Origin of the sequence: Aquirufa ecclesiirivi (assembly GCF_011250515.1) — a bacterium.
GTDB classification, from domain to species: domain Bacteria; phylum Bacteroidota; class Bacteroidia; order Cytophagales; family Spirosomataceae; genus Aquirufa; species Aquirufa ecclesiirivi.
The window spans coordinates 92,155-118,380 of sequence record NZ_JAANOP010000009.1; the positions used below are offsets into that span (position 1 = coordinate 92,155).

At 37.0% G+C, this 26,226-nt stretch carries 26 protein-coding genes; 14 read left to right on the forward strand and 12 right to left on the reverse strand.

The window, feature by feature from the left end:
• Positions 1-66: 66 nt before the first annotated feature.
• Genes G9H65_RS11785 through mtgA form a run of 3 tightly spaced genes read left to right on the forward strand, consistent with a single transcriptional unit; the run spans position 67 to position 3,279 of the window.
• Positions 67-1,296 carry a M16 family metallopeptidase gene (locus G9H65_RS11785; protein WP_166375541.1) on the forward strand — a complete coding sequence of 410 codons (1,230 nt, stop codon included), beginning with the start codon at positions 67-69 and terminating at the stop codon, positions 1,294-1,296.
• Positions 1,297-1,304: 8 nt separating this feature from the next.
• Positions 1,305-2,429: a radical SAM family heme chaperone HemW gene (gene hemW, locus G9H65_RS11790; protein ID WP_166375542.1), complete on the forward strand. Its 1,125-nt coding sequence runs from the start codon at positions 1,305-1,307 to the stop codon at positions 2,427-2,429.
• A 55-nt stretch (positions 2,430-2,484) separates the two neighbouring features.
• On the forward strand, positions 2,485-3,279 hold the full coding sequence (gene mtgA, locus G9H65_RS11795; RefSeq protein ID WP_166375543.1) for a monofunctional biosynthetic peptidoglycan transglycosylase: 795 nt from the start codon (positions 2,485-2,487) through the stop codon (positions 3,277-3,279).
• A 20-nt stretch (positions 3,280-3,299) separates the two neighbouring features.
• Here mtgA and G9H65_RS11800 read toward each other — a convergent pair whose 3' ends face one another.
• A complete protein-coding gene (locus G9H65_RS11800; protein ID WP_166375544.1) occupies positions 3,300-3,626 on the reverse strand; it encodes an MGMT family protein in 327 nt (108 codons plus the stop codon).
• A 60-nt stretch (positions 3,627-3,686) separates the two neighbouring features.
• The gene (locus G9H65_RS11805; RefSeq protein ID WP_166375545.1) at positions 3,687-4,259 is read right to left on the reverse strand and encodes a DUF3109 family protein; all 573 of its coding nucleotides are present in this window, start codon (positions 4,257-4,259) and stop codon (positions 3,687-3,689) included.
• Positions 4,260-4,417: 158 nt separating this feature from the next.
• Between G9H65_RS11805 and G9H65_RS11810 the strand changes: the two genes are divergently transcribed.
• Positions 4,418-6,019 carry a LysM peptidoglycan-binding domain-containing protein gene (locus G9H65_RS11810; RefSeq protein ID WP_166375546.1) on the forward strand — a complete coding sequence of 534 codons (1,602 nt, stop codon included), beginning with the start codon at positions 4,418-4,420 and terminating at the stop codon, positions 6,017-6,019.
• Here G9H65_RS11810 and G9H65_RS11815 read toward each other — a convergent pair.
• Both G9H65_RS11815 and G9H65_RS11820 read right to left on the reverse strand, forming a co-directional pair.
• A complete protein-coding gene (locus G9H65_RS11815) occupies positions 6,016-6,657 on the reverse strand; it encodes an O-methyltransferase (protein WP_166375547.1) in 642 nt (213 codons plus the stop codon). The genes G9H65_RS11810 and G9H65_RS11815 overlap by 4 nt on opposite strands.
• A gap of 4 nt (positions 6,658-6,661) precedes the next feature.
• A complete protein-coding gene (locus tag G9H65_RS11820; protein ID WP_166375548.1) occupies positions 6,662-7,432 on the reverse strand; it encodes a class I SAM-dependent methyltransferase in 771 nt (256 codons plus the stop codon).
• A gap of 112 nt (positions 7,433-7,544) precedes the next feature.
• Between G9H65_RS11820 and G9H65_RS11825 the strand changes: the two genes are divergently transcribed.
• The 4 genes from G9H65_RS11825 (at position 7,545) to rlmB (ending at position 9,949) form a co-directional block, all read left to right on the forward strand.
• Positions 7,545-8,105, forward strand: a complete 561-nt coding sequence (locus G9H65_RS11825) for a hypothetical protein (protein WP_166375549.1) — start codon at positions 7,545-7,547, stop codon at positions 8,103-8,105.
• The gene (locus G9H65_RS11830; protein ID WP_166375550.1) at positions 8,098-8,397 is read left to right on the forward strand and encodes a winged helix-turn-helix domain-containing protein; all 300 of its coding nucleotides are present in this window, start codon (positions 8,098-8,100) and stop codon (positions 8,395-8,397) included. The genes G9H65_RS11825 and G9H65_RS11830 overlap by 8 nt, the downstream gene beginning before the upstream one ends.
• A gap of 96 nt (positions 8,398-8,493) precedes the next feature.
• Positions 8,494-9,087, forward strand: coding sequence for an alpha-ketoglutarate-dependent dioxygenase AlkB family protein (locus G9H65_RS11835; RefSeq protein WP_166375551.1), 594 nt, complete (start codon positions 8,494-8,496; stop codon positions 9,085-9,087).
• A gap of 70 nt (positions 9,088-9,157) precedes the next feature.
• Positions 9,158-9,949, forward strand: coding sequence for a 23S rRNA (guanosine(2251)-2'-O)-methyltransferase RlmB (gene rlmB / locus G9H65_RS11840; protein WP_166375552.1), 792 nt, complete (start codon positions 9,158-9,160; stop codon positions 9,947-9,949).
• Between the two features lie 2 nt (positions 9,950-9,951).
• On the opposite strand, the gene G9H65_RS11845 is transcribed toward rlmB, so the two are convergent.
• A complete protein-coding gene (locus tag G9H65_RS11845) occupies positions 9,952-10,701 on the reverse strand; it encodes an SDR family NAD(P)-dependent oxidoreductase (protein ID WP_166375553.1) in 750 nt (249 codons plus the stop codon).
• Positions 10,702-10,777: 76 nt separating this feature from the next.
• On the opposite strand from G9H65_RS11845, the gene pth reads away from it, so the two are divergent.
• Complete coding sequence (gene pth, locus G9H65_RS11850) at positions 10,778-11,338, forward strand: aminoacyl-tRNA hydrolase (protein WP_166375554.1); 561 nt, start codon at positions 10,778-10,780, stop codon at positions 11,336-11,338.
• Between the two features lie 249 nt (positions 11,339-11,587).
• Entirely contained in the window at positions 11,588-12,064 is a 477-nt protein-coding gene (locus G9H65_RS11855) for a hypothetical protein (RefSeq protein ID WP_166375555.1), read from the forward strand.
• A gap of 237 nt (positions 12,065-12,301) precedes the next feature.
• On the opposite strand, the gene metG is transcribed toward G9H65_RS11855, so the two are convergent.
• Positions 12,302-14,332: a methionine--tRNA ligase gene (gene metG / locus G9H65_RS11860; RefSeq protein ID WP_166375556.1), complete on the reverse strand. Its 2,031-nt coding sequence runs from the start codon at positions 14,330-14,332 to the stop codon at positions 12,302-12,304.
• 141 nt (positions 14,333-14,473) lie between these two features.
• Here metG and rpsU point away from each other — a divergent pair, with 141 nt between their 5' ends.
• Positions 14,474-14,668: a 30S ribosomal protein S21 gene (gene rpsU / locus G9H65_RS11865; protein WP_109323208.1), complete on the forward strand. Its 195-nt coding sequence runs from the start codon at positions 14,474-14,476 to the stop codon at positions 14,666-14,668.
• 36 nt (positions 14,669-14,704) lie between these two features.
• Positions 14,705-15,583, forward strand: a complete 879-nt coding sequence (locus G9H65_RS11870; protein WP_166375557.1) for a tyrosine-type recombinase/integrase — start codon at positions 14,705-14,707, stop codon at positions 15,581-15,583.
• Here the strand turns inward: G9H65_RS11870 and G9H65_RS11875 are convergent.
• From G9H65_RS11875 to G9H65_RS11900, 6 genes are all read right to left on the reverse strand, one after another.
• Positions 15,580-16,515, reverse strand: a complete 936-nt coding sequence (locus tag G9H65_RS11875) for a homoserine kinase (RefSeq protein WP_166375558.1) — start codon at positions 16,513-16,515, stop codon at positions 15,580-15,582. The genes G9H65_RS11870 and G9H65_RS11875 overlap by 4 nt on opposite strands.
• A gap of 1 nt (position 16,516) precedes the next feature.
• Positions 16,517-18,979, reverse strand: a complete 2,463-nt coding sequence (gene thrA, locus G9H65_RS11880; protein ID WP_166375559.1) for a bifunctional aspartate kinase/homoserine dehydrogenase I — start codon at positions 18,977-18,979, stop codon at positions 16,517-16,519.
• A 64-nt stretch (positions 18,980-19,043) separates the two neighbouring features.
• Positions 19,044-19,556: a DUF421 domain-containing protein gene (locus G9H65_RS11885; RefSeq protein ID WP_166375560.1), complete on the reverse strand. Its 513-nt coding sequence runs from the start codon at positions 19,554-19,556 to the stop codon at positions 19,044-19,046.
• Between the two features lies 1 nt (position 19,557).
• Complete coding sequence (locus G9H65_RS11890; protein WP_166375561.1) at positions 19,558-19,959, reverse strand: ExbD/TolR family protein; 402 nt, start codon at positions 19,957-19,959, stop codon at positions 19,558-19,560.
• 5 nt (positions 19,960-19,964) lie between these two features.
• Positions 19,965-20,711: a MotA/TolQ/ExbB proton channel family protein gene (locus G9H65_RS11895; protein WP_109323214.1), complete on the reverse strand. Its 747-nt coding sequence runs from the start codon at positions 20,709-20,711 to the stop codon at positions 19,965-19,967.
• 70 nt (positions 20,712-20,781) lie between these two features.
• Positions 20,782-21,726 (reverse strand): Ppx/GppA phosphatase family protein, encoded by a 945-nt coding sequence (locus tag G9H65_RS11900; RefSeq protein ID WP_166375562.1) that lies wholly within the window; start codon positions 21,724-21,726, stop codon positions 20,782-20,784.
• A gap of 107 nt (positions 21,727-21,833) precedes the next feature.
• Between G9H65_RS11900 and G9H65_RS11905 the strand changes: the two genes are divergently transcribed.
• Positions 21,834-23,237, forward strand: a complete 1,404-nt coding sequence (locus G9H65_RS11905; protein WP_166375563.1) for a tetratricopeptide repeat protein — start codon at positions 21,834-21,836, stop codon at positions 23,235-23,237.
• A gap of 98 nt (positions 23,238-23,335) precedes the next feature.
• A complete protein-coding gene (locus tag G9H65_RS11910; RefSeq protein WP_166375564.1) occupies positions 23,336-26,191 on the forward strand; it encodes a M16 family metallopeptidase in 2,856 nt (951 codons plus the stop codon).
• The last annotated feature ends 35 nt before the right edge of the window (positions 26,192-26,226 follow it).

The window sequence follows — 26,226 nt, forward strand, 5'->3', positions numbered from 1 at the left end:
AGAAAAAAATGAATGAAATGGCCATAAATTTAGTTAAATTTGGGACATTTTTATCCAATTAACTACATGAATTCGATTCAAACCCGAACACTTTCCAATGGCATGATCCTTGTCCACCGACAAGTTGTACATACAGAAATTTCGCATGTAGGCATTATGTTGGACATAGGTAGTCGGGATGAAAATGACTCCGAACAAGGACTGGCTCACTTTTGGGAACATATGGCTTTCAAAGGCACTCAAAAAAAGAATAATATCCAGATTATCAATCGTTTGGAAATTATAGGAGGAGAATTAAATGCCTATACGACCAAAGAAAAAATTTGTTTCCACGCCTCCGTTTTAAGTCCTTATTACGAACGAGCCTTGGAACTTTTGGCTGATATTACCTTTCATTCTACCTTTCCACAGAAAGAAATAGAAAAAGAACGAAGTGTCATTTTGGAGGAAATGTCCATGTATTATGATTCTCCAGAAGATGCCATCCAAGATGATTTTGATGAATTATTGTTCCCAAATCATTCGCTTGGAATGAATATTTTAGGAACGAATGAAACTGTACAGGGATTTCAACAATCCGACTTGCTTCAGTTCATAGAAAGAAATATGGACACTTCCCGCATTGTATTTTCTTCCATTGGTAAATTACCACATGATAAAGTCTTTGTTTGGGCTGAAAAACATTTGGGTCATATTCAGGCTAAAAAACAACAAGTAAAACGCCTTCAACCTATTTGGATGATTCCCGAAAAAAAGGTCGTCAAAAGAGGTGTAACCCAATCTCACGTGGCATTAGGCAGACAATCCTATGCCTTGGCTAATCCCAATCGAATGGCATTTTTCACCTTAATCAATTTATTAGGTGGGCCTGGCATGAATTCTTTACTGAATGTTTCCGTTAGAGAAAGACATGGATTAGTCTATTCCATTGAAGCTAGTTTCACATCCTATATTGACTCGGGGTTTTGGGCCATCTATTTTGGCACAGAACCGAATCAAGTTAATAAATCCATCAAATTGATCATGCGGGAATTTGACAAACTGCAACAAAAAGCATTGTCATTACCTGCCTTACAGAAAATCAAGTCGCAACTTAAAGGTCAACTTGCCATGGCAGAAGAAGGTAATTTAAACTTCATGCTCATGATGGCTAAAAACTTATTGGATCGAGAAAAAATTGAAAGTTTGGATGAATTATTCCTGCAAATAGACGCGATTACATCCGATAAACTACAAAGCTTAGCTCAAGAGATGTTTGTACCCGATCAGCTTAGTTACTTAATCTTTGAACCCTAAGGAATCCCTTGCACCTATACCTACACATTCCATTTTGTCGACAAGCTTGTCATTATTGTGACTTCCATTTTTCAACGGTACTTTCTCAAAGAGAGGTCATGGTGAATGCGATGGTGCAAGAACTGAAAATTCAAAAAGCGTATTTGACCCATAAAAAACTGACAAGCATTTACCTCGGAGGAGGTACACCTTCCCTATTATCGGAAAAACAATTAAATGTGCTGTTTGACCAAATTAACCTTCTATTTTCCATCGATGCAGATGCCGAAATTACTTTAGAAGCGAATCCAGAGGATTTAACTCAGGAATATATCCAAACGCTAAAAAAAACAGGAATAAACCGCTTAAGCGTAGGAATTCAAACATTTAATAATGAAAGTCTTAGGCATTTACACCGAAACCATGACAGTCAACAATCCACTCGTTCTATAAAATATGCACAAGATTCGGGTGTAGATAATATCAGCGTGGATATCATTTATGGCCTAAAAGAACATACTTTATCTGATACGGAATACGATATCCAACAGGCTATCTCGTTGGAAGTTGACCATATTTCTGCTTACAGTTTGACCATTGAGCCAAGAACTGTTTTTGGAAAGCAAAAGGAGAATGGTTTGCTCAAAGAATTACCCGACAATCAAATGGCTGCCCATTTTGAATTAAGTCACCAGCTATTACAATCTGCTGGATTTGAAGCTTATGAAGTATCCAATTTTGCTAAAAACAAACGCTATTCCAGGCATAATTCCAGTTATTGGAACCAAGAAGAATACTTGGGAATAGGCCCATCAGCACATAGTTTCAATGTTCAAAGCCGACAATGGAACGTGGCCAACAATAAGTCGTATATGTTGGCCATAGAGCAAGGAAACCCTCATTTTGAAGTAGAAAATCTGAGTCCAGAAAATCGGATCAATGAATACATCATGACTCGATTAAGAACCATGTGGGGCTTGGATTTGGCGTATTTGAAACAGTCATTGGAACAAATAAACCAAAGCTTGCCAAGAACGGAAATCGAAGAATGGAAAGAAAAGCAATGGGCGAAAGAAATAGATGGATTTTTAATCTTAACAGAATCTGGAAAATTGATTGCCGATAAATTGAGTAGTGATATTTTTCTAATTTAAACCTGCATTTCAATTAAGATTGTATTTTTGCAATCTATTATACCTCAACATCTCAATGGCAAAAAGAATTGACTTAACGAAAGAAGCGCGCCTAGCCACAAAATCGTCTAAATTCGGAAAAGTTAATTCAAGTTCAAGTGTAAAATCCAGCAGTACCTTCAAAAGGTATCTCAAAAAGTTCGCTTGGTTTGTATTTTATGCTTGGATAGCTTCCTTGGTGATGATACTATTGTTGAAGTTTCTCCCCATTTACTTCACTCCTACCATGGCAAGCCGTAAAATCGATGCAATCATGGAAGGAAAGCCTAGTAAAATTTATTCCAATTGGACATCCTATTCAGAAATTGACAAAAACTGTGCTTTAGCTGTCATTGCTTCTGAAGATCAACTTTTCCCAGAACATAAGGGATTTGATTTTGAGGCTATGTGGGGCGCTATGCGTCATAATATGAAGGGAAAACGTATTAAAGGAGCTAGTACCATTTCGCAACAAGTGGCCAAAAATGTCTTTTTATGGCAAGGCAGAAGCTATCTAAGAAAAGGATTAGAGGCCTATTTCACCTTCATGATCGAATTAATCTGGGGCAAACAAAGAATATTAGAAGTCTACCTCAATGTGGCAGAAACGGGTAAAATGACCTTTGGAGTCGAAGCCGCTTGCCGAAAATATTATGGACATTCTTCCTCAGAGGTAAGTCGGGCGGAAGCAGCTAGAATTGCCGCAGTATTACCGAATCCCATCCGTTTTTCCATCCAAAACCCATCCAATTACGTACAGCGGAGAACGAATACAATTCAGCGACAAATGCGGATGCTAGGGGGTAAAAAATTCTTGAGTCAGATTGATTGAAAGCCTACAAGCGATTAATTTTATAACTCAGAACTTGGATCCCAAAAATGCTGTTGGAATCCAATAATTTTATCCTCTTTCACCTGAATTCCCTCCTCTTCCAAAAGTTCTTGCATCCGATTACCCCCAAAGAAATTTTTACCCGTCAAAACTCCATTTCGATTAACCACTCGATGCGCTGGTACATTTTCTAATGTATGTGAGGCATTCATGGCCCAACCCACCATTCTAGCCCCTCCTTTCATTCCTAAATAAGCCGCTATTGCTCCATAAGAAGTCACTTTCCCTTGGGGAATCAGCTGTACAACTTGATAAATAGCATCAAAGGAATTCAGATGGGTAGCCATTTAAATACGATTCTCTAAACTCGAAAATTAATAATTTATAAATTATAATTTATAATCTAATTACTCTTCTTTTCTTTCCTCAATTTCTTTCTCCAACTCACTATACCATTTCTCTCCAAATTTCCGAATCAAGGGCTCCTTTAAAAATTTATATATGGGCACTCCCAATTGTTTCCCATGTGAACAAGCATCTGAGCAGATACTCCAGCGATCATAATTTAAAGCTTGATACTCCGCTAATTTGGCGATACGAATAGGATATAAATGACAAGAAATAGGTTTTCGAAAGTCGATCTTTCCATCAAAATAGGCTTGCTCAATCCCACACTTTAAATACTTTTTATCGTCATAAATGGCATATACACATTCTCTTCCTTCAATGACCGGAGTTGAAAAGTCCCCATCCTCATCTTTGACCCAAGTACCCACTTGCTGTATAACAGCTTTCCCTTCTTCTGATAAATAAGGAGCAATTTGGTCTTGTATGCTTTCTATAATGGCTAGTTCATCCTCCTCTAATGGAGCGCCTAAATCCCCTTCTACACAACAAGCTCCTTTGCATTTACTTAAATCACAAACAAAGAACTCATCGGCTACATCCTCACTGATAACAGTATCGTCAATTAAAATCATTTTATGCTATTTTTCACAAAGGTAAAGATATTCCCAAGCTCTTAAAACAAAAGAGCATTTAGCAATAATCCTATTTTAAAACCGTTAAATGAGAATATTTGGTAATTTTACATGAAATAGGCTTTCAAAGTCATCATTGCTTTATTAATCCATCCTCTATGAATCAAAAAAAGCTACTATTTCTTTTTTTGTTTTTGGTAAGTTGCTCTTTTATTACCATCCACGCTGGCAATCGTACGGATACCTTAAGTTTAGGTAATTTGCGCGTAGCCATTCACCCTTCGGCTAAACCCATTTTGGAAAAAGAATGGGCCATGTTAGGTGCCAATAAAAAATTTGTGGGCATGATGAAAGACAAAATGCGCCTATTTTTCCCCTTAATTGAGCCTATTTTAAAAGATGGAAATATACCCGATGATTTCAAATACCTCTGCGTACAAGAGAGCTCTTTAAACCCCAATGCCGTCTCAACGTCCAATGCCGTAGGATATTGGCAGTTTAAATTAGAAACAGCCAAAGATGTAGGATTGAAAGTAAATAAAGAGGTAGACGAAAGGCGACACATTCTGGAAGCCACCAAAGGGGCAGTCAATTACTTAACTCGAAATAATACCGTATTAAACAACTGGTTAAGCACCTTATTATCCTATCGTTTAGGCTTAGGAACACTTAAAAAAATGCCCTTAGCAACGGATTGGCTTGGAAAATCCATCATAGAAGTTGATTCAAGTACCGATTGGTATGTCCTACGATTCCTAGCTTATAAACATTTTTGGGAAACAGAGTTACAATTAAATTCTACTGAAAACATAGCTTTAGAAACACCAAGCATGATTACTTATAAGCCGGTCAAAGGCAAAAGCCTGATCGACTTATCCGATGAATGGAAAGTAAGTTATGATGATTTAAAAAAATACAATTCTTGGGTATTAAAAGATTGGGTACCGGATGACAAGGAATATACCCTATATCACCCTTCGAATGTATCAATTTTCGAATCTAAAAGTAATGTAAGCTTGGCGGCACAAAGCATGGCATTAACGGCTTCCAATGATACCAATAAATTGTATGTCGAGGCTGAAATTCCTCAAGAAGCACTTTATCCCAAGAAAAAACATAAGCCCATATTAAGCGATAAAGTAGAAACTCGCTTTCATACTGTGGAATCTGGTGAGAGCTTAAGTTCCATTGCGCGCAAATATGAAATGAAATTGCCTGACTTATTAAAGTTAAATGGCTTAGAAATGAGCTCTTTAATAAGTTTAGGACAAAAAATTAAAGTAGCTCGAAAAATACCTATGCTGGAATTAATTGCAGAGCAATTGGATGAAAAAGCAAAAAAACCCCCTATTAACACTCGCAGCAATGAGGTTAAGGAAAAGCCAGAAGAAATTATCCCTGAAGAACCTAAAGTAACGATCAAAAGTACAGGAAGTTCTATTTACATAGACCCAGCCGTTGGTCGAGAAATTACCATTCATTCTGATACTCCCGAAAAAGATAAAAAATCAGATGTCAAAGTAGTGGAAGAAAGAATAAAAAACACAGTGGAAAACACCAAGAATGTACAAGAATCCAAAGCTGCGGTTAATAACCATTCAATCCCCGCAAAAAATAGTATACATGTAGTGAAAGCTGGAGAAACACTTTTTAGAATTGCTTCCCAATATGGGATCAGTGTTCAAAAATTATCTGAATGGAATAAATTAAGTAAAAACCCCAAGATACAAGTTGGACAAAAATTAAAAATTCAGCCTTAAGCTTTCTTTTTGAGAATCAAAAGTCCATCACGCAAAGGTAAGAGCAGGTTCTCTACTCGCTGGTCATGTAGACACTTTTGATTGAAATCCCTAAGTGCTTGGGTTGATTTATCTTTTGCGGATGCATCCACCACTTTTCCACTCCAAAGTACATTATCTACAATAATTAAACCTCCTTTTCTTACCTTATCCACTACAAGGTCAAAATATAAGGCATAATTACGCTTATCGGCATCGATGAAGACCAAATCTATTTCTTCTTGAATGTTCGGAATTTCATCTTTAGCATCCACTATTCGGTAGTCAATTTGAGAACCTAGCGGAGATTGATCAAAAAATGAGCGCGTAAAACGTTCTAATTCTTCATTCACGTCCAGGGTAATTAACTTACCTGTCGACACTAAACCTTCGGCCAAACAAAGGGCAGAATAACCTGTATATGTCCCAATTTCAAGGATTAATTTGGGTTGCATTAAGGACGATATCAATGCCAAAAACCGACCTTGTAAATGCCCAGATAGCATCCTAGGTTGTAAAATTTGGGCATGCGTCTCACGATCAAGACGTTTTAATAAGTCATTTTCAGGCTCAGAAAATGCTCTGGAGTAAGCATCAATGGCTGGGTCTATGAATTCCATGGTATTATTTTATACCGGTATAAAAGAAATCAAAGGAAGTATCAGGTGTTTGATTTAAGGAATAATCATCAACCTGAATGGAATCCACTAATTGATTATTGGCTTTGGAAACAATCAAACGACTCATTCGATTGGCTATATCATAAGGAACTTGTAACCAAGTTCTTGGTAATCTGTATTGCAGATTTAATAGATCAAATCGAGTAATTTTTTGAACTGACTTTTTATTTTCTTCATAATAATCCATCACTTTGGTATTTCCATGTATCCCTTCTGTAATGACCGAAGAAAAGTGTTTTTCCATCAATTTCTGAAGTCCATGGGCATCATATTCTCGAACATGCCATGGATTACGCGTTAAAGAGAATTTCTTATTGACCGTGGTTAAATACAATTTACCACCTGGTTTCAAAACCCTGGCAGCTTCTTGAAGAAAAAAATCGTCATTTTCAATATGCTCAATCACTTGAAAAGTAACTACAAAATCATAGTGATTGGAGGGTAAATCCTTCAATGGCGGCAAAAACATATCAATAAATGTAAATGAAGGATAATTTTTACTTAACTCCTGCATCAACTCCGTATTTTTATCTACACCTGTATAATTACTGACCTGCGGAGCTAATACGCCTACTCCCCTTCCTGTTCCACACCCAATTTCCAAAACATCGCCTGAAACTAAATGGCTCACATGTAAATAAGGGAATAAAAGTCGTTGGTGAATCGGATTATCCGAAGCAATCTCAGAAGAGGCAATTTCAGTCGTTTTATACATATTAGAAAATTTGAATACAAAGGTAGGAATATTCAAATAAATATTTTTTCCTAAATAATTTGGTTTGTATTACAAACTACATTAATATTGCAAACACTATACCACTAAAAACATGTCTGAAACAATACTCAATCCCAATGAGAGCTTAGCCATTATCCAAAAAGTCGTTAACTCCACACGTCAAGATTATCACATTCAACGAAAATTCTACATACTCTGGGGAATTCTCATTGCTGTTGCCAGCTTTTCGCAATATGCTATTGAAAAAAATATATTATCCCTCCCGAAGTATTATCCATGGATATTTTTTCCTGGCGTTGGGCTTATTCTAAGTATCTATTGGGGATACGCTGGCAAAAAAACCTCTTTAAGCTATTACAATCATTTTGTTTTGACGATGTGGTTTACTTTGTACATCGCTTTGGGTTTAACACTTTATATTTCCTTATACAATCAGGTTAGCCCATTCCCTTATATTTTGGTATGTGTAGGTATTGGCACCAGTATTTCAGGCTTCTTGATGAAGAATCTGTTGTTTATCCTATGTGGATTGATTTTTGGAATAGGATCAATTTACTGCTTATTTATACCCTTTCAGCAGCAATTACTTCTCAATGGAGTTTGTATGCTCCTAGGGAATGTTATGCCGAATCTAATATCTCAACATGTTTAATGACTTAGATCCTTTATTAAATTCTCCGGTCCGTCTAGCCGTTATGTCCATTTTACTCACTGTAAAACATGCTCATTTCAATGATTTATTAAAAGAAACCCAAACTACCCAAGGGAATTTAAGTCATCAACTAAAAAAACTACATGAGGCAGGATATGTACAAATAGAAAAAACCTTTAAAAATAATTACCCATTAACCATCATAAGTATTTCCCAAACAGGGAAGAAAGCATTTGAAGTTTATGTAGAAAATATAAAAAAGTACCTCCATTTAAATGAAAACAATACCTAACCATCCTATAAGCCATATCATTTGATTTAATTTCGGGCAATAAATTAGATCCTGGCTCCTTTTAGGAGTCAGGATTTTTTTTTAGTTTAGGACATCATGCACATAAATCAACAAAAGGATAATTTGCTCCCATTTGATGGAGAATTGTATTCATATGGTAGAATTTATACCGAAGAACAGGCTAATAACTTATTAAATACCTTAATACAAAGTATCGCTTGGGAACATGATCTAGTACGACTTTTCGGAAAAACCCATATAACTGCTCGAAAAGTAGCTTGGTATGGTGATCTTGGTAGAAGCTACCAGTATTCAGGTAGTGTAAAACAAGCTCATGCTTGGACTCCAGTCCTATCGGAAATCAAATCTAAGGTGGAGGAAATTTGTCAGGCCAAATACAATGCATGCCTTCTCAATTTATATCATAATGGAAACGAAGGTATGGGATGGCACACAGATAATGAAAAATCCATTGTCACTCATTCAAGCATAGCCTCCTTGAGTCTTGGTTGCCAAAGGAGATTTGATCTTAAACACAATTCCAGTGGCGAAAAAAGAAGTTTAGAATTAGAAAATGGGCAATTAATCAATATGCAGGGATGTATTCAAGAACATTGGAAACATGCTTTAGCCAAATCAAAAAAGATCCATGAACTGCGTATTAACCTTACTTTTAGATTGATGATTTAGCTCTAATTAAGGATTTTAAAGAAAAATGAAAAAAAATCCCGACCTTTGCACTACATTTTAGCTATCCAACGTGTCATTCGAACAAGATCCCAAGCCATACAAGAAGCCCTTTAGGCATTTTACTACTCCGAAAACAGATAATAAAGAATTTGTATTTGGTATTCAATCCGTTTTAGAAACTCTTCGTGCTGGAAAAGAAATTGACCGCTTACTAGTTCAACGGGAATTGGGAAGTATTGAGATTTTGGAATTGGCCAAAGAAAAAGGTATTCAGGTTCAAAAAGTACCCATTGAAAAGCTAAATCGCATTACGCGTAAAAATCACCAAGGTGCTATTGCTTTCGTCTCTGCCATACATTACGCCAAAATTGATAATATCATTGCTGACACTTTTGAGAAAGGCCAAACACCTCTAATTCTGATTTTAGATCGAATTACTGATGTGAGAAATTTTGGAGCTATTGCGCGTACTGCTGAATGTGCTGGGGTTCATGCCATCGTAATTCCTTCTCGCGGAGCTGCTCAAATCAATGCAGATGCCATGAAAACCTCTTCGGGTGCATTAAACTTTTTACCGGTTTGCCGAGAAGAAAACCTAATTAGCACGATCGAATACCTACAAAATGCTGGCCTTAAGGTAATTGCATGTACAGAAAAAACGAAGGATTCTGTTTATGTCAAAGACTTTAAAGAACCCACAGCCATCGTACTAGGTTCAGAAGAAGATGGTATTTCTGATGAAATCATTCGTAAAGCAGATGATTTGGCCGCTATTCCTCAAAGTGGACAAGTAGGATCTTTAAACGTATCAGTAGCCGCAGGTGTTATCATCTACGAAGCTCTACGTCAAAGACTTAACTAAAACTATAATACCTTTTTGATTTGAGTAGCCGATGCCTGTGCGCTAGGTAAAATAGTCACGTCCGCTAAATTCACATGAGCAGGACAAGAGACCATATAGGCGATTAAACTGGCAATATCAGCTGCATCCAATGGTGTAAAGCCTTGATAAACCGATTCTGCCCTTGGTAAATCCCCTTTAAAGCGAACCGCTGAAAATTCCGTATTTACAGCTCCTGGAGCAATATTGGACACTTTAATATTAAAAGGGTTTAAGTCGATACGCATTCCTTGAGATAAAGCCTCTACCGCTGCTTTGGAAGCGCAATACACATTCCCATTGGCATAAGTTTGTTTTCCTGCTATCGATGAAATATTAATGATATGCCCTTGCTCCCGACGAATCATTTCAGGCATCACCATTTTTGATACATATAATAGACCATTAACATTGCCATGTAACATGGCATCCCAGTCTTCTAAAGAGCCTTCTTGAATCGGAGAAAGCCCATGGGCATTTCCTGCATTATTAATCAATAAATCGATATTTTTCCATTCCATTGGCAAACTTTGGAAGGCTTGCTCTACTTCGCTCCAATTTCGAACATCAAAAGTTAAGATATAACTAGGTAAAGAGATGGATTGCTGTAATGCTTCTAATCGTTCACGTCGTCTTCCGCATAGAATCAATTGATATCCTAAATCAGCCAATGCTTTAGATGTAGCAAATCCAATTCCAGAACTGGCACCTGTAATACAAGCAATTTTATTCATGTCAATTTTTTCTACTAAGTTAAGCTCAAAGCTGTCTTCTAAAAAATTTGCTTGTACTTTTGTCAAAAATTGAATTATGAATTATCTAATTGTAGGATTAGGCAACATTGGTCCTGAATATTTATTTACCCGCCACAATATTGGATTTATGGCTTTAGATTATTTAGCCAAACTCAAAGACCTAAAATTTTCACCCGATAGATACGCCAGCCAATGTTCCTACAAACTAAAAGGACATCAAATCCACCTCATCAAACCTAATACCTACATGAATTTAAGTGGTAAAGCGGTGAATTATTGGATGCAACATCTCAAAGTACCCAAAGAAAATATGTTAATCCTGGTTGATGACCTAGCCCTACCCTTTGAGACGCTACGTTTAAAACCCAAAGGATCCAGTGGTGGACATAATGGTTTAAAAAGTATTGAAGCTAGTCTTCAGAGTAATGAATATCCACGTTTACGGATGGGTATTGGTGACAATTTTCCGAAAGGTCGACAAGCCGAATATGTACTAAGTAACTTTTCCGAAGAAGAATTAGGACTTATTCCAGAGGTACTAGAGAGGTCCATTCCCTTCATGGAAACATTTTGCTTAGAAGGCATCCAACAAACAATGAATAAATACAATCAGTAATTGTACTTTTTAAAGAATTTTTGAATTATTCCTAAATTTTTAAATTAGAATTATCAAAATGTATCAAGAAGTATTACCAAATTATATTTTGAAATACTACAAAAAACTTTATATAAATTCTGTTTTTATATTAAAATAACAAATTTTAAGAATTTTTGAAACACAAATTGTCTAAATTCAAGTTTTGCTATATCGAAAAAATACAATAATTTTGTATTGTTGATTTAGGAAATAAATATAACAAAACTTATGAAAAAGAATTTATTAGTGATTAGCTGTTTAGTGGGACTAAGCCTAATCGGAGCGGAAACAAAAGCAAGCGGTACAACTCGTAACAACGAAACGTCGACAAGTAATTTGTCTATCAAGAAGGAAACTTTATCTGAAGTTATTCAGAATTTTATAAAGAAAGATCAAAAAGCAACTAAGCCATCTGCGGCTAGCCTAACTATCTCTATATTAGAAGATTATCAAAATGGCAAGGCAGAATACTTACTTGCAAACAAACAGGATAAAATCACGTTTAACCAAACTATCCAGACGATTTCACGCCAAGCGCAAAATTTCTCTGATGAAAAATCGTTAAACTGGATGAAAGAAATTAACAAATCGGCGAAAGCCATCAATACAATCTGGGCAATTTTAGGTCAAGAACCAGTAATCGAATCAAAATTAGATATTGAATTCGAACAAAGTCCAGAATTAATTGTTGTATTTAAAAATTAGATTGTAAGTAGTTTTCATAGTTAAATAGGTTTAGAGGTAATAAAAAAAGGTGTTGTTCATAACGACACCATTTTTATTTAATCTAAATGATACAATAATTTTTTTTGCATTAATCTTATATTATTCTAAGAAATCATATATATTTGTATAAATTTTCATAGTTAAATAGGTTTAGAGGTTAAATAAATAAGGCCAGAAGCATCTTCTGACCTTATTTTTATGCCCTTAAAGTCCATTTTAACTCACAGAAGCCCCATTCCAAATTCCCATATCTGGCTGAATAAAGGACAATTTTCCATCTTGTCCTTCCGCCATTAAGATCATTCCTTCACTTTCTAAACCCATCATTTTTCGTGGAGCTAGATTCGCTAAAAAAGTAACTTTTCTTCCTATTACCTCTTCCACTTGAAAATGCTCCGCTATTCCGCTTAAAATGGTACGTTGTCTAATTCCATCATCAACCGTTAACTTCAGCAACTTCTTGCTCTTTTCCATTTTTTCAGCTGCAATTACCTGACCTATACGAATATCCATCTTCGCAAAACTTTCGAAATCAATGGTTTCCTTGATTGGATTAGGTTGTTTAGACTGCAATAACATCTGTTGTTTGGTTTGATTCAATTTGTCTACCTGTTTTTGAATGACATCATCTTCCAATTTTTCAAACAATAAACCTGGATTTTTCAATACCGTACCTACAGGGACACTGTCAAAATCACCCAAAAGCGACCAATCTGCCTTCTCTATCCCCAAAGCATTTCGTAATTTTTGCGTGGTAAATGGCAAGAAAGGTTCTAAGGCTATACTGACATGTGACACTAATTGAATCGCATAATTTAATACATGTCCTGCTTTCTCAGGATTTTCTTTCATCAACTTCCAGGGTTCAGCTTCTGCCAGGTACTTATTTCCCAATCGAGCTACCTCCATAGCATAGACTAAAGCATCTCTAAATTTATACCCTTCCAATGCCGCAGCCAATTTGTCCGGAATCTCAGTTAATGCTTGCTTTAAATCTTTTTCCAGTACAGAATCCTCTAATTTAGTTGGAACCTTGGATTCAAAATTCTTATCCAATAAGACAAATGCCCGATTGACAAAATTGCCCAAAATGGCAACCAGTTCGGAATTGTTCTTTGTCTGAAAATCTGCCCAAGTAAAATCCGCATCCTTAGTCTCAGGACTAGAGGCAGTTAATGCATAGCGTAATACATCCTGTTTCCCAGGGAATTCTTTTAAATATTCATGCAACCAAACCGCCCAATTCCTTGAAGTAGAGATTTTATCACCTTCTAAATTCATGAATTCATTTGCAGGAACCTGATCGGCTAATTGATATTCTCCATGAGCCATACACATTGCTGGAAAAATCAAACAATGAAATACAATATTATCCTTTCCAATAAAATGTACAATTCGACTATCCTTGTCTTTCCAATATTTCTCCCAATCCGGCCTTAATTGACTCGTCATAGAAATATATCCAATAGGTGCATCAAACCACACATACAACACCTTTCCCTCATTTCCCTCAATGGGCACAGGAACCCCCCAAGATAAATCACGGGTCATAGCGCGCGGCTTTAATCCATCATTTAACCAAGATTTAACTTGTCCTGATACATTAGGCTTCCATTCAGGATGAGAAGCTACATATTTCTCAAGTTCGGGTTGCCATTGGTCCAAGGGTAAAAACCAGTTTTTCGTTGGCCTTAAGGAAGGCGCAGATCCACTCAAGGTAGATTTTGGATTGATTAGCTCATTGGGCGACAAAGTAGAACCACATTTTTCACATTGATCTCCATAAGCTCCAGGCTGGTGGCAACTTGGACACTCTCCTACAATGTAGCGATCTGCTAAAAATTGACCCGCTTCTTCATCGTAATACTGCTCGGTCACCTCCTCAATAAACTTCCCTTCTTGGTATAACTTCAAAAAGAAATCCTGAGAGATTTTGTGGTGAACCGGATCTGAAGTTCTACCGTAGATATCAAATGAAATACCAAAATATTCAAACGATTGCTTAATTTCTTTATAATAATAATCCACCACTTCCTGTGGTGTTTTTCCTTCTTTTTGAGCCTTTATGGTAATAGGAACGCCATGTTCATCCGTTCCAGAAACAAAAATGACGTCTTTGTTTTGTAGACGTAAAAAACGAACATAGATATCTGCAGGTAAATAACAACCCGCCAAATGACCAATATGTATAGGTCCATTGGCATAAATTAATGCTGCAGTAACAGTAGTCCGTTTAAATTCTGACATATCTCAAATTAAAATGAAATACAAATTTAGCTAAAAAACAGCATTTTGAACTCGAATAAATCTCTTAAAATCTTGAATTTAGGTTTGCATGTAAAAAAACTAAGAGTTATATTTGCGGACATTTTAAAAATCATTACGTACATGTTAATAATTTCAATCAAAGAAAACGAGTCAATAGACAAAGCATTAAAGCGATTCAAAAAGAAGTTCGAGAAGACAGGTGTAGTTAAAGAATTGCGTAGAAGATCTGCTTTCGAAAAACCATCTATCGCTCGCCGTACTGAATTGATTCGTGCGTCTTACAAGCAAAAAACTTACGGGAATATCAATAACTAATTCCCCTAATTTCCAATAATTGACTACTTTCGAGTGATGAATTCGGACGTAGTCAATTTTTTTTTAGAGCATTTATCGGTGGAGCGACGCTGCAGTCCGCACACGATTATCTCCTATGCGACTGATTTAAAACAGTTTAGCCTCTTTCTTGAAGAGCAGCATCAATCCCTTCCTTTGACCGAAGTATCGTCCAGTCAAATCCGACTTTGGTTAGTGCATTTGTCTGATAATTCCCTTGAAAATCGTAGTATAAATCGAAAATTAGCGAGTCTACGAACCTTTTATAAATTTCTACTTCAAAAAGGTCGTATCCAGGAAAATCCCCTTTTGCCCATTCGAACCATTAAAACCAGGAAAAAAATTCCTCAGTTTCTACGCGAAAGTGAAATGGCGGAAATCCCTAGCATTGATGAAACAAATCAAGACTTCGGAACCATCAGAGATCAACTGATTTTATACTTATTGTATGGAACAGGTATGCGTTTGGCAGAACTGATTTCCCTTCAAAAAAGCCATATTAATCTACCTCAAGCTACATTACGTGTTTTGGGAAAAAGAAATAAAGAAAGAATTATCCCTATCCCTGCCTTTCTTTTACAACTCATTCAACGATATTTGACCCTTTGTCCCTTTGAAAGTTTGTATTTAATTGTCGACAATAAAGGGAAGCAGGTCTATCCCATGATGGTACAAAGGCTAATCAAAAAGCAATTAGGCGAGATTAGCACCTTAGAGAAACTTTCTCCCCATGTGCTACGGCATACCTATGCCACGCATTTATTGAACAATGGAGCTGATTTAAATGCGATTAAGGAGCTACTTGGACATGCAAACTTAGCAGCTACCCAGGTCTACACCCATAATTCCATGGAAAAAATCAAAGAAATATACGCTCAAGCACACCCCAAAGCCTAATTAGGCAATATCATAGGGCCTTGTTGATTTATCGGTGACACGAATATATCCGAACCAATGCCTACTAGAGCAAACTGATCCCGCATAGCTTCTGCTACTTGCTTTGCTACTTCTTCTCCTTTTGATAAGGCAAACAAAGAAGGACCAGAACCCGAAATGGAACAACCCAAAGCACCTGCTTGTAAAGCAGCCGCTTTCACCTCAGCAAATTGAGGAATTAATATAGCCCGAGATGGTTCTATAATGACATCCACGAGGGAACGACCAATCAAGGCATAATCAGGAAGCATTAATCCTGCAACCAAACCAGCCACATTTCCCATTTGTGTAATAGTCGTCGACAAAGAAATCTCTTTATCTAAAATACCTCGCGCATCCTTGGTATTGACTTCAATGTGCGGATGCACAATACTGGCATATAATTCAGAAGGGGTCGCAATTTGAATAATATCCAATGGATCGTAACTTCGAATGATGATGAATCCACCCAATAAACTAGGTCCTACGTTGTCAGCATGAGCAGAACCACAAGCTACACGTTCTCCTTCCATAGCGAATGGAAGTAGTTCTTTTTGAGTCAAAGGCTTATCCATCAATTCATTAGCAGCAAAAACACCCGCCACGGCCGAAGCAGCCGAAGAACCCAATCCCGAACCTAATGGCATGTCTTTGTGCAAGGATAAATTAAATCCTTGATCCTCGCGACCGATATGTGTCAAGTATTTTTGTATGGCTATGCCAGCAGTATTTTTTGCTACTTCCAGCGGCAAACGACCATCATCACCCGTAATTTCAATGATGCTAATTCCTGGTTCAGCTCTTTTCTCTAAGACAATTTCATCGCCAGGTCGATTGACTGCAAATCCGAAAATATCAAATCCACAAGCGACATTGGCTACTGTGGCAGGGGCATAAACACGTATCTTTTCCATATTATGCTAAATAGCTACCCATTGAAACAATATCGGCAAATACACCAGAGGCTGTCACCTCGGCACCTGCCCCTGGCCCTTTAATTACTAATGGGCGATCGTGGTATCGTTTGGTGGTAAAAGCAATGACATTATCAGCTCCATCCATTTGATAGAAAGGATGTTGTGCGTCGATTTCACGCAAACCAATCGTGATTTTTTGATTTTCTAAAGCTGCTATATAACGTAAAACATGGCCTCTTTCAGCGGCTGAGGCTACCATTTTTTCAAAATAATCGTTCGCCTTTTCTAATTCCAAAAAGAAATCATCTACTGTAGCAGCATGTTCACAAGCTGGAGGAATGATTTTTTCAATGGTGATATCCGTAAACTCCAGTTTGAGACCAATTTCACGACTTAAAATCAATATTTTTCGAGCTACGTCCATACCGCTCAAATCTTCTCTGGGATCAGGTTCGGTATATCCTTTAGCCTTGGCTTCTCGCAACACTTCGGCAAATGAGCGTCCTGGTTTAAATTGATTGAATATAAAGGATAAAGTACCTGACAAAATACCCTCAATTTTTTCAAATCGATCACCTGAGGCAATTAATCCTTGCAAGGTATTAATAACAGGCAAACCTGCTCCTACATTGGTTTCGTATAAAAATTTGACTCCTTTTTCTAAAGCTGTTTGGTGTAACTCCGCATACAAAGGATAAGGGCCAGAATTGGCCACTTTATTGGGAGTTACAACGGAAATATTCGACTTAAATAATCCTAAATAATGGGAATAAATTTGTTTATCCGCAGTACAATCCGCAAAAATGGAATTTGGTAAATTAAGGGCTTTTATTTTTTCAATAAAGGCAGGCAAATCTTGAGATTTCCCCTGTTGTGCCAATTGATCTAAGGCCGATTTTACATCTATTCCTTTTTCTTGAATGAGCTGTTGTCTTGAATTAGCAATACCGACTAATTTGACTTTCAGTCCACGATATTTGGCCAAATAGCGTTCTTGTCCAGCTAATTGATACAATAGAGTCTTACCAATTAATCCCGTGCCCACTAAAAACAAATGCAATGTTTTTAACTTCGAAAAGAAGAAGGTTTCATGAATGACATTCAGAGCTTTGGACAAATCCTTCTGCTCAATGACAACGGATATATTTAATTCGGAAGAACCTTGGGCAGTTGCCACAATGTTAATCCCGTTTTTACCTAAAACAGAAAATAATTTACCACTTACACCTGTGTGCTTCCGCATCCCCTCACCTACCACGGCTATAACGGACAAATTGGATTGTATATCAATGCCCTCAATGTCACCGATAAGCATCTCCTGTGCGAATTCTGCTTCCAAAATTTCTCTCACTCGAACGGCATTTTGCGGTTCAATGGCAAAACAAATCGAGTGTTCAGAAGAAGCCTGAGAAATTAATATGACTGATATTTTTTCTCGAGCTAACACAGTAAATAATTTAGCCGAAACCCCAGCTACTCCTATCATTCCTGATCCTTGTAAATTAACTAGGGCCAAGGAATCAATGGAACTTATACCCGTAATAATGTATGGATTGGGTTTTTGTTCCTTACTAACAACTGTCCCTTTAAAGTTCAAATTAAAGGTATTCAACACCCGAATGGGGATATTTTTTGCGAAAGCTGGCTGTAAAGAAGGTGGGTATATCACTTTGGCGCCAAAGTGTGTCAATTCCATAGCTTCCGCATAACTAATGGAAGGAATGGTAAAGGCATTAGTCACTTTACGTGGATCGGCAGTCATCATACCATCTACGTCCGTCCAAATTTCAATTTCTTTAACGCCTAAAGCAGCCCCAATGACCGAAGCGGTATAATCTGAGCCCCCACGACCGAGTGTCGTTGTTTCTCCAAGAGCATTCGAACCAATAAATCCTGTGATCAAACAGATTTCATCAGCATGTTGCTCAAAAAAAGCTTGAATCAAGGTATTGGTTTGGGCAAAGTCAACCTCTGATTTTCCAAAGGTATCATTGGTTTTTATGAACTGACGAGCATCGACAAAGAGAACAGGCAAGCCTTTTTCTTTTAAGATGGCTGTAATTAAAGAGGTGGATAATCTTTCCCCAAAACTGACCAATAAATCCGAGGTTTTAGGAGAATTTTCTTTGACTAAGGCAATCCCCTTTAATACGTCCCTTAATTCATTCACTAGAGTACGAATTTGGGCTATAACTTGGGATTGTCCTTTTAAGGGAATGAAGTGCTTAATGACTTCAAAATGCCTTGTTTCGATGGATTCAATCAATGGCAAATAAGGTTCTTTACCTTGTGATGCTAATTTACCTGCCTCCAACAACGAGTTGGTAACTCCGCTCATTGCGGAAAATACCACGGCAAACTGTTTTGATGATTTCCAATTGGATTCAATGACGGATAAGACGGATTGGATACTCTCGACGCTTCCACAACTGGTCCCTCCGAATTTTAAAATTTTTTCCATTAATAAAGAAGAGAAAATGATACTTGCCTCTACAAACAGGCAAGAATTCGACAAATATACGAGATTAGGCGGTATTTTTTCCTATAATTCGATGACCTCCATGGCGTCTTTTCGATATTTTTTGATAGTTTTCGGAAAGAACGGATATATTTCCATCTACTTCAAAAACAGCCAGATTCACATCTTCCATTTTTTCAACGCCGTGCTCTCGAATAGCTGCCTCTAATTCTTCCTTCGTTAAGTTAGCTTCTTTCAATCCAGCCGTTTTTAATGCACCTTGATAAATCAGCAAAATAGGTTCACCATCGATCACTTTGGAAAATATTTTGTTGGAAATCATGACTTTTTTTAAGGTAAAATTCATGATAAATAAAGCCAAAGCAGCTACCAAACCTCCTATCAGGGTCGTGTCGTTTCCAACCATAGCCGTTTGAACAGAATTAGATATTAGCAAGATAAAAACGACATCTACCACAGATAATTGGGCAAATTCTCGCTTTCCAAAAAGACGAATAGCCGCCACGATGAACACGTAGACGGCTATTGATTTAAGGGCAATAAGGATATAGCCCTCCATGTTATTTTTTCTTTTCTGCTGCCATCACCATGGATAGGTTCAATTTGGCAGCTAAGTCATACACGTTCGTTAATTCCTGAACCGTTTGATTGCGATCCATACGTACAATTAATGTAGCTGCTTTTTTCGCAGATACTGCTTGAGTCAACTCGGTTTCTAAATTGGCAAAATCAACTGGATTGTCGTCGATGAAGTAATTCCGATTCTCATCAACCGTTAAGCGAACCACCTCATTAGCAGGAGTTGGCGCTGGTTTAGCTGTTTCAGGAAGCAGAAGCTTAATAGCGTCTGGCGAAGCTAAGGTAGATATCATCAAGAAGAACATGAGCAAGAAGAATAAAATATCTGCTAGTGCTCCTGTTTCAACTTCCGAGGCTTCTCTATTTCGTTTTCTAAAATTCATACCTCTTAAACTTTATTAGCTGGTTTATGAAGGATATCTAAGAAATCAATCGCTGTAATTTCCATTTTATTGATTGTACGATCAATCATGGTCATTAATAGGGTATACAATACATAGGCGATGATACCGACAATTAAGCCTGAAGCAGAAGTCACCATTTTCTCATAAATACCCCCTGCAATGGTTGAAATATCAATTTTATTGGAAATAGAAATATTATGAAAGGTACGAATCATACCCGTTACTGTACCTAAGAATCCAAACATAGGAGCTATACGTGCAATAGCACTCAAGATTCCTAAATTCTTTTCCATGTTATAAATTTCCACTTTGGCTTTATTTTCTATGGCTGTCTCTATATCGCGAATAGGAGAACCTAGTCTACTTAATCCTTTCTCTAATAACTTAGCAATGGGATATTGAGAAGTTTTGCAATAAGTAATGGCCCCTTGAACATTTCCATTCACGAGCATATCGTTAATCGTATGCAAGAAATTCTCATCCAACTTGGCTGTTTTACGAATATATAAATACCGCTCAATAAACAAGAAAACTGCTCCTGCAAATAAGAATCCGATGGGATACATCACATATCCTCCTTTTCCTAATAGATCAAGTACAGAGAACTCTTCCACTACTTTGGTAGCTTGTTGAACCGGCTGGGCATTGACAATGGAATCGGAAACTGCAGCGGACACTGAATCGAGAGTCGAACCTGCTTGAAGTAGAATGGAAGCTAGCGATAAAGCCATAAAAGATAAGTCTTAAATAAGGTTTACAATTGTTTACAAGTTTACGATTTTTTTTTCAAAATCTCTAGTCCTATTTATCGGCCTGAGATTGCATAAAAAACCAATATCCTTCTTTTAAGCTAAACGTAGAAATCCACATTTCAGGTATATGGTATCGGCCTAAAACTTGAGAAATTAATGCATTGGCATAAGGCAAGATACTAGCCCGGAACATTTTCATACCGGGTAATTTGACTCTTTCTTTATAGGATATTTGATCAATGAGCTCTTTATTCTTTTGAAATTGATTGATTGACAAGGGGCAGGAACTAGAGAAGGACATCTTCTTCTCCATTTGAGCCAATTCTAAGTCGAGCAGGGTCTCAAACGCTCCAGCAGCACCTATCAAAACTTGAGGCATATTATTTTTACATAATTGATCTAAAGGCTCCAAAGCTTGCTGAATGAAACTTAATAGGGAACTATCGAGACTTTGATCATACTCTCCATGCACATGAAATAAAGATTGCAATTGTAATCCGCCGATTTCGAGACTCATTTTCCCCAACACTTGATTTTCCTGAAATAGAATAAATTCCACACTTCCTCCACCAATATCCATCACTAAGCTAATGGCATGCCAAGGCTTAGGTAAAGACGATTGAATTCCTTGATAGATTAATTCAGCCTCTCTAATCCCAGAAATAATCTCAACCTGAATCCCTAATTGGCTTTGTACTCTTGCTACGAATTCAGGCGTATTTTTAGCCCTTCTTAAAATACTAGTACCTAATGCAATCACCTGATTTTCTGAACATTGATACGAAAGAGCTATTTGTTTGAATTCCTTCAAAGCTTCAAAGGCCCTTCCCATGGCATCATCCTGCAATAGGTTGGAATCCATGGCACCTTTACCCAAAGAAACTGGCCTTTGTTCGTGGGCTAAAATTTCCATTTCGCCATTAGATACATGCTTTTGTGCAATCAATAATTGGAAGGTATTTGTACCTAAGTCGATAATTGCACAAGGCTTCATGATTATTTCTATTTTGGAACAAAATTAATCCCAATTGAGGTTAAAGTCCTGAATTATTTTCTTTATTTTAGAGGAAACGTTCGCTTCCTCCATCTCAACAAAAATTTATGCTGGATCCAAACTATGATGAAAACAAGGAAGATATACATTCTTCTGTTCAGCGTTTCGAAAAAATGATTTATCAGCATGAAAATTCTTTTTTTGATGTTGAGACTTTAGAAAATATTGCCGAGTACTATTTTGTTCATGCCAAATTCGATGAAGCTCTGAAGGCCTGTGATTTAGGCTTGACTCATTTTCCCTATACCTTAGAATTAATTTCCTTGAAAGCGCAGATTCTTGGTGATATGCAAAAGCCAGAGGAAGGAATGGAATTAATTGAAAATGCTATTCTATTATTCCCAACAGATTTAGAAATCATGTTGGTGAAAGGCTCTTTACTCAGTCAAATGCAACAACACGAAGCGGCCGTTGAGGTCTTTTTGGCTGCATTAGAAATTGCTGAAGAAAAAGACGAAGTATATTTTAGATTGGGATTAACATATCATGCTTGGTCTAAGCCTAGGGAAGCGGTGGATATGTTTAAAAAGGCTTTAGAAATCAATCCAGAAAATGAAAATGCTTTAGTAGAATTAGCCAATTCATTGGATGATATTGGTAAAATTGAAGAAAGCATTCCTTTCTATAAACAATTCATTGACGAAGACCCATTTTCCTACACTGCTTGGTATAATTTAGGCATTGCCTATTCTAAACTCAAACAATACGAAAAAGCGATCGATTCGTATGAGTATTCTTTAGCCATTGAGCCCAATTTTGGTTCATCTTTGTTCAATCTTGGGAATACGCACATGAACTTACAGGATTATGTGCAAGCGGAAGAAAATTACCGTCAATGCTTGAAATACGATGAGCCCAATCCCGAATTATATTGTTGCTTGGGAGCAAGTTTAGAAAGACAAAAGAAATTCAAAGAGGCGATTGAATTCTACAAAGAAGCCATTAAAATTGATCCACTTTGGGATGAAGGATATTATGGTTTAGCTGTTTGTTTGACCGAATTAGACAAATGGTTTGAAGCTCTACATTTTTTAAAAAAATCGCTGAAGCTTAATGAAAGCAATCCGCTTTATTGGACAGGTTTAGCGGATGTAGAAGCTTATTTAGGTAATACCCTTTCAGCGGATGAAGCCTATCAAAAATCGATTGAATTAGATTCTTTTTTTGCTCCTACCTGGATAAAATGGGCTCAATTACATTTTGAATTAGAGGATTATGAGAAATCAGCAGATATTATGTTATCTGCCATAGATGAACTACCGGAAGAAGCCGAATTATATTATCGCTCTGCTGTCTACCTAATTAAAGCAGGTCAATTCAAAGACGCCTTTCATTTTCTAGAATCAGGCCTTCTATTGGATTACGACAAACATGAAGTCATATTTGAATTTTTCCCAAATTTAGAAACACAAAAGGCTATTTTTAAACTGATCCAACAGTATAAGAAATAACCTTACATGTAGTTTTGAAACCACTTATACCTAATTACTTTTCTATTTCTCTACATTTTGGCATTTTCCGTACTTATCAAATTCCAACCCTAATTTTTATGAAAAGAACATGTATCATTGCACTCTTGTATGTCATTGGTATTAGTGGCCTACAAGCTCAACAAAAATCAAAAACAGTAAGCTCAGCGCCAAAAACAACGACCGTTTCGGCCAAAACAAGTTCCTTAAGTATTCCCGAGAAAATCACTTCTGCGGAAGGTATCACGGAATATCGTTTAGCGAATGGTTTGAAAGTATTATTATTTCCAGATCCATCTAAACAAACGGTTACTGTCAACATCACTTATTTGGTGGGTTCACGCCATGAGGGTTATGGAGAAACAGGTATGTCCCATTTATTGGAACATATGGTATTTAAGGGTACCAAAGAAAAACATAAAGATGTAGCCAAAGAGATTACGGATCATGGCGCTCAATTTAATGGAACCACTTGGTTAGATCGCACCAATTATTTTGAAACGTTTGCCTCTACAGATGAAAATTTAGATTGGGCCTTGGATATGGAAGCTGATCGTATGGTCAATTCTAGAATTGCCAAAAGTGAATTAGAGACAGAAATGACGGTAGTTCGCAATGAATTTGAAATGGGTGAAAATGACCCAGGATCGGTATTAAGTGATCGTATTGTATCTACCGCATTCTTGTGGCACAATTATGGTAATTCCACGATTGGTGCTCGATCAGATATCGAAAAAGTGCCTATTGAGAACTTGCAGGCTTATTATAAGAAATATTATCAGCCGGATAATGCGGTATTATTAGTAGCTGGAAAATTTGATCCAGTAAAGACGTTGAATTTAATCAATCAAAAATTTGGTGTAATCCCTAAACCTGATCGTGTATTAACGAAGACTTTTACGGGAGAACCTACTCAGGATGGAGAGCGTCAAGTAACACTTCGTCGTGTAGGAGATGTTCAAGCCGTAGGTGCTGCTTACCACATTCCTTCTGGATTACATCCAGATTATATTGCTTGTGATGTATTTGTAGATTTATTGACGGATGCTCCATCAGGTAGACTTTACAAAGCATTGATTGATACGAAAAAAGCGGCGTCTCAATTTGGATATAGTTTCCAATTAAAAGAACCTGGTTTGGTATATTTTGGAGCTGAGGTACCCAAAGATAAATCAGCTGATTCGGTACGTACCATTATGTTGGAGACTATTGAACAATTTTCTAAGACGCCACCAACCCAAGCTGATGTAGATCGTATTAAACAGAAAAACATTAAAAACATTGAATTATTATTAAACAATGCTCAACGAGTGGGTGTTGGTTTATCTGAATACATTGCTCAAGGAGATTGGAGATTGTTATTTCATACTAGAAATTTAGTAGAGAAAATCACTGCGGAAGATGTGCAACGTGTGGCACAAAAATATTTCAAAGCTTCCAATCGTACTTCAGGAATTTTCTATCCGACGGAAAAACCAGATCGTGCTGAAATTCCTGAGGCAAAAGAAGCAGAAGATATCCTAAAAGATTTCAAAGGTAGAGCTGCTGTGGCAGAAGGTGAAGCATTTGATCCTTCTCCAAGCAACATTGATTCTAGAACTAAAAAGGAAACGATTGGTTCCGTTAAAGTTGCTTTATTAGCTAAGAAAACTAGAGGTAACTCTGTTTATGCCCGTATGACCTTGAGATTTGGTGAAGAAAAATCATTATTAGGTACAGCTACAGCTGCTGATTTAGCTGCTGATATGTTGACCAAAGGAACTTCCAAGCATACTCGTCAACAATTCCAAGATGAATTAGATAAATTAAAAGCTCGAGTTTCAATATCAGGTGGAGCTACTCAAGCCAATGTTTCCGTTGAAACGACTCGTGAAAACTTAGTTCCTGCGTTAAAATTAGTAGCAGAAGCACTTAAAACTCCGGTTTTCCCAGTTGATGAATTTGAGAAATTAAAACAAGAAAATTTAACTCAAATTGAATCTCAAAAAAGTGATCCTCAAGCGAAAGCCATTGAAGCTTTAAATCAAGTTAGAACGGGACATTATGCCAAAAATGATGTACGGTATAACCCAACTTTGGCTGAGCAAACGGCTCTTTATAGTGCAGCAAAATTAGAGGATGCTGTTTCATTCTATAAGAATTTTTATGGCGCAAGTTCAGCTACTTTTTCTGTGGTAGGAGATTTTGATGAAAATGAGGTAAAAGATTTGATTAAATCTGAATTTTCAACTTGGAAATCACCAAAGCCATATACTAGGATTCCAGAAATCGTGGCAGATATTAAACCTGTCATTAAATCCATAGAAACACCTGACAAGGCTAATGCATTTTTTGTAGCTTATCAACCTTTGAAAATTTCTGATACAGATCCTGATTATGCGGCTATGGAAATCAGTAATTACATTTTAGGCGGAAGTCCAGGACTTGCTAATCGTTTAATGGGTCGTATTCGTCAAAAAGAAGGTTTGTCGTATGGTGTTGGATCTCAATTTAGTGCACATCCTATTGATAAATCTGGGAGTTTCTTGACTTATGCCATTTATGCACCTGAGAATTTGGCTAAACTAGAGGCCGCATTCAAAGAAGAAATTGAAAAGGTTTTAAAAGATGGTTATACAGAAAAAGAGATTGAGGAAGCTAAAAAATCTTGGTTGCAAGGAAGACAAGTTTCACGCTCACAGGATAATGCTTTAAGCAACTCATTGAATAACAATTTATTCTTGAATCGTAGCTTTAAGTTCTCTGAAGAATTAGACAAAAAAGTCAATGCATTGACATCGGATCAAATTTTACAAGCTACTCGTAAAACGTTGGACTTGTTGAAAATGTCCTTAATTAAGGCTGGTGATTATGAAGGAGCAGCTAAGAAAAAAGCAGCTAAAGCAGAAAACACACCAAGTAATACGGGAGCTGTAGGTGGTGCTCCAAAGCCCTAGCAGTACTACGGCTAAACCAAAACAAAAGCCCTAGC

Coding starts and splice junctions, on each gene's coding strand:
- G9H65_RS11785 (WP_166375541.1), top strand. CDS start 67: ATGAATTCGATTCAAACCCGAACACTTTCCAATGGCATGATCCTTGTC.
- mtgA (WP_166375543.1), top strand. CDS start 2,485: ATGGCAAAAAGAATTGACTTAACGAAAGAAGCGCGCCTAGCCACAAAA.
- G9H65_RS11800 (WP_166375544.1), bottom strand. CDS start 3,626: ATGGCTACCCATCTGAATTCCTTTGATGCTATTTATCAAGTTGTACAG.
- G9H65_RS11805 (WP_166375545.1), bottom strand. CDS start 4,259: ATGATTTTAATTGACGATACTGTTATCAGTGAGGATGTAGCCGATGAG.
- G9H65_RS11810 (WP_166375546.1), top strand. CDS start 4,418: ATGAATCAAAAAAAGCTACTATTTCTTTTTTTGTTTTTGGTAAGTTGC.
- G9H65_RS11815 (WP_166375547.1), bottom strand. CDS start 6,657: ATGGAATTCATAGACCCAGCCATTGATGCTTACTCCAGAGCATTTTCT.
- G9H65_RS11820 (WP_166375548.1), bottom strand. CDS start 7,432: ATGTATAAAACGACTGAAATTGCCTCTTCTGAGATTGCTTCGGATAAT.
- G9H65_RS11825 (WP_166375549.1), top strand. CDS start 7,545: ATGTCTGAAACAATACTCAATCCCAATGAGAGCTTAGCCATTATCCAA.
- G9H65_RS11830 (WP_166375550.1), top strand. CDS start 8,098: ATGTTTAATGACTTAGATCCTTTATTAAATTCTCCGGTCCGTCTAGCC.
- G9H65_RS11835 (WP_166375551.1), top strand. CDS start 8,494: ATGCACATAAATCAACAAAAGGATAATTTGCTCCCATTTGATGGAGAA.
- G9H65_RS11845 (WP_166375553.1), bottom strand. CDS start 10,701: ATGAATAAAATTGCTTGTATTACAGGTGCCAGTTCTGGAATTGGATTT.
- pth (WP_166375554.1), top strand. CDS start 10,778: ATGAATTATCTAATTGTAGGATTAGGCAACATTGGTCCTGAATATTTA.
- G9H65_RS11855 (WP_166375555.1), top strand. CDS start 11,588: ATGAAAAAGAATTTATTAGTGATTAGCTGTTTAGTGGGACTAAGCCTA.
- metG (WP_166375556.1), bottom strand. CDS start 14,332: ATGTCAGAATTTAAACGGACTACTGTTACTGCAGCATTAATTTATGCC.
- rpsU (WP_109323208.1), top strand. CDS start 14,474: ATGTTAATAATTTCAATCAAAGAAAACGAGTCAATAGACAAAGCATTA.
- G9H65_RS11870 (WP_166375557.1), top strand. CDS start 14,705: ATGAATTCGGACGTAGTCAATTTTTTTTTAGAGCATTTATCGGTGGAG.
- G9H65_RS11875 (WP_166375558.1), bottom strand. CDS start 16,515: ATGGAAAAGATACGTGTTTATGCCCCTGCCACAGTAGCCAATGTCGCT.
- thrA (WP_166375559.1), bottom strand. CDS start 18,979: ATGGAAAAAATTTTAAAATTCGGAGGGACCAGTTGTGGAAGCGTCGAG.
- G9H65_RS11885 (WP_166375560.1), bottom strand. CDS start 19,556: ATGGAGGGCTATATCCTTATTGCCCTTAAATCAATAGCCGTCTACGTG.
- G9H65_RS11890 (WP_166375561.1), bottom strand. CDS start 19,959: ATGAATTTTAGAAAACGAAATAGAGAAGCCTCGGAAGTTGAAACAGGA.
- G9H65_RS11895 (WP_109323214.1), bottom strand. CDS start 20,711: ATGGCTTTATCGCTAGCTTCCATTCTACTTCAAGCAGGTTCGACTCTC.
- G9H65_RS11900 (WP_166375562.1), bottom strand. CDS start 21,726: ATGAAGCCTTGTGCAATTATCGACTTAGGTACAAATACCTTCCAATTA.
- G9H65_RS11905 (WP_166375563.1), top strand. CDS start 21,834: ATGCTGGATCCAAACTATGATGAAAACAAGGAAGATATACATTCTTCT.
- G9H65_RS11910 (WP_166375564.1), top strand. CDS start 23,336: ATGAAAAGAACATGTATCATTGCACTCTTGTATGTCATTGGTATTAGT.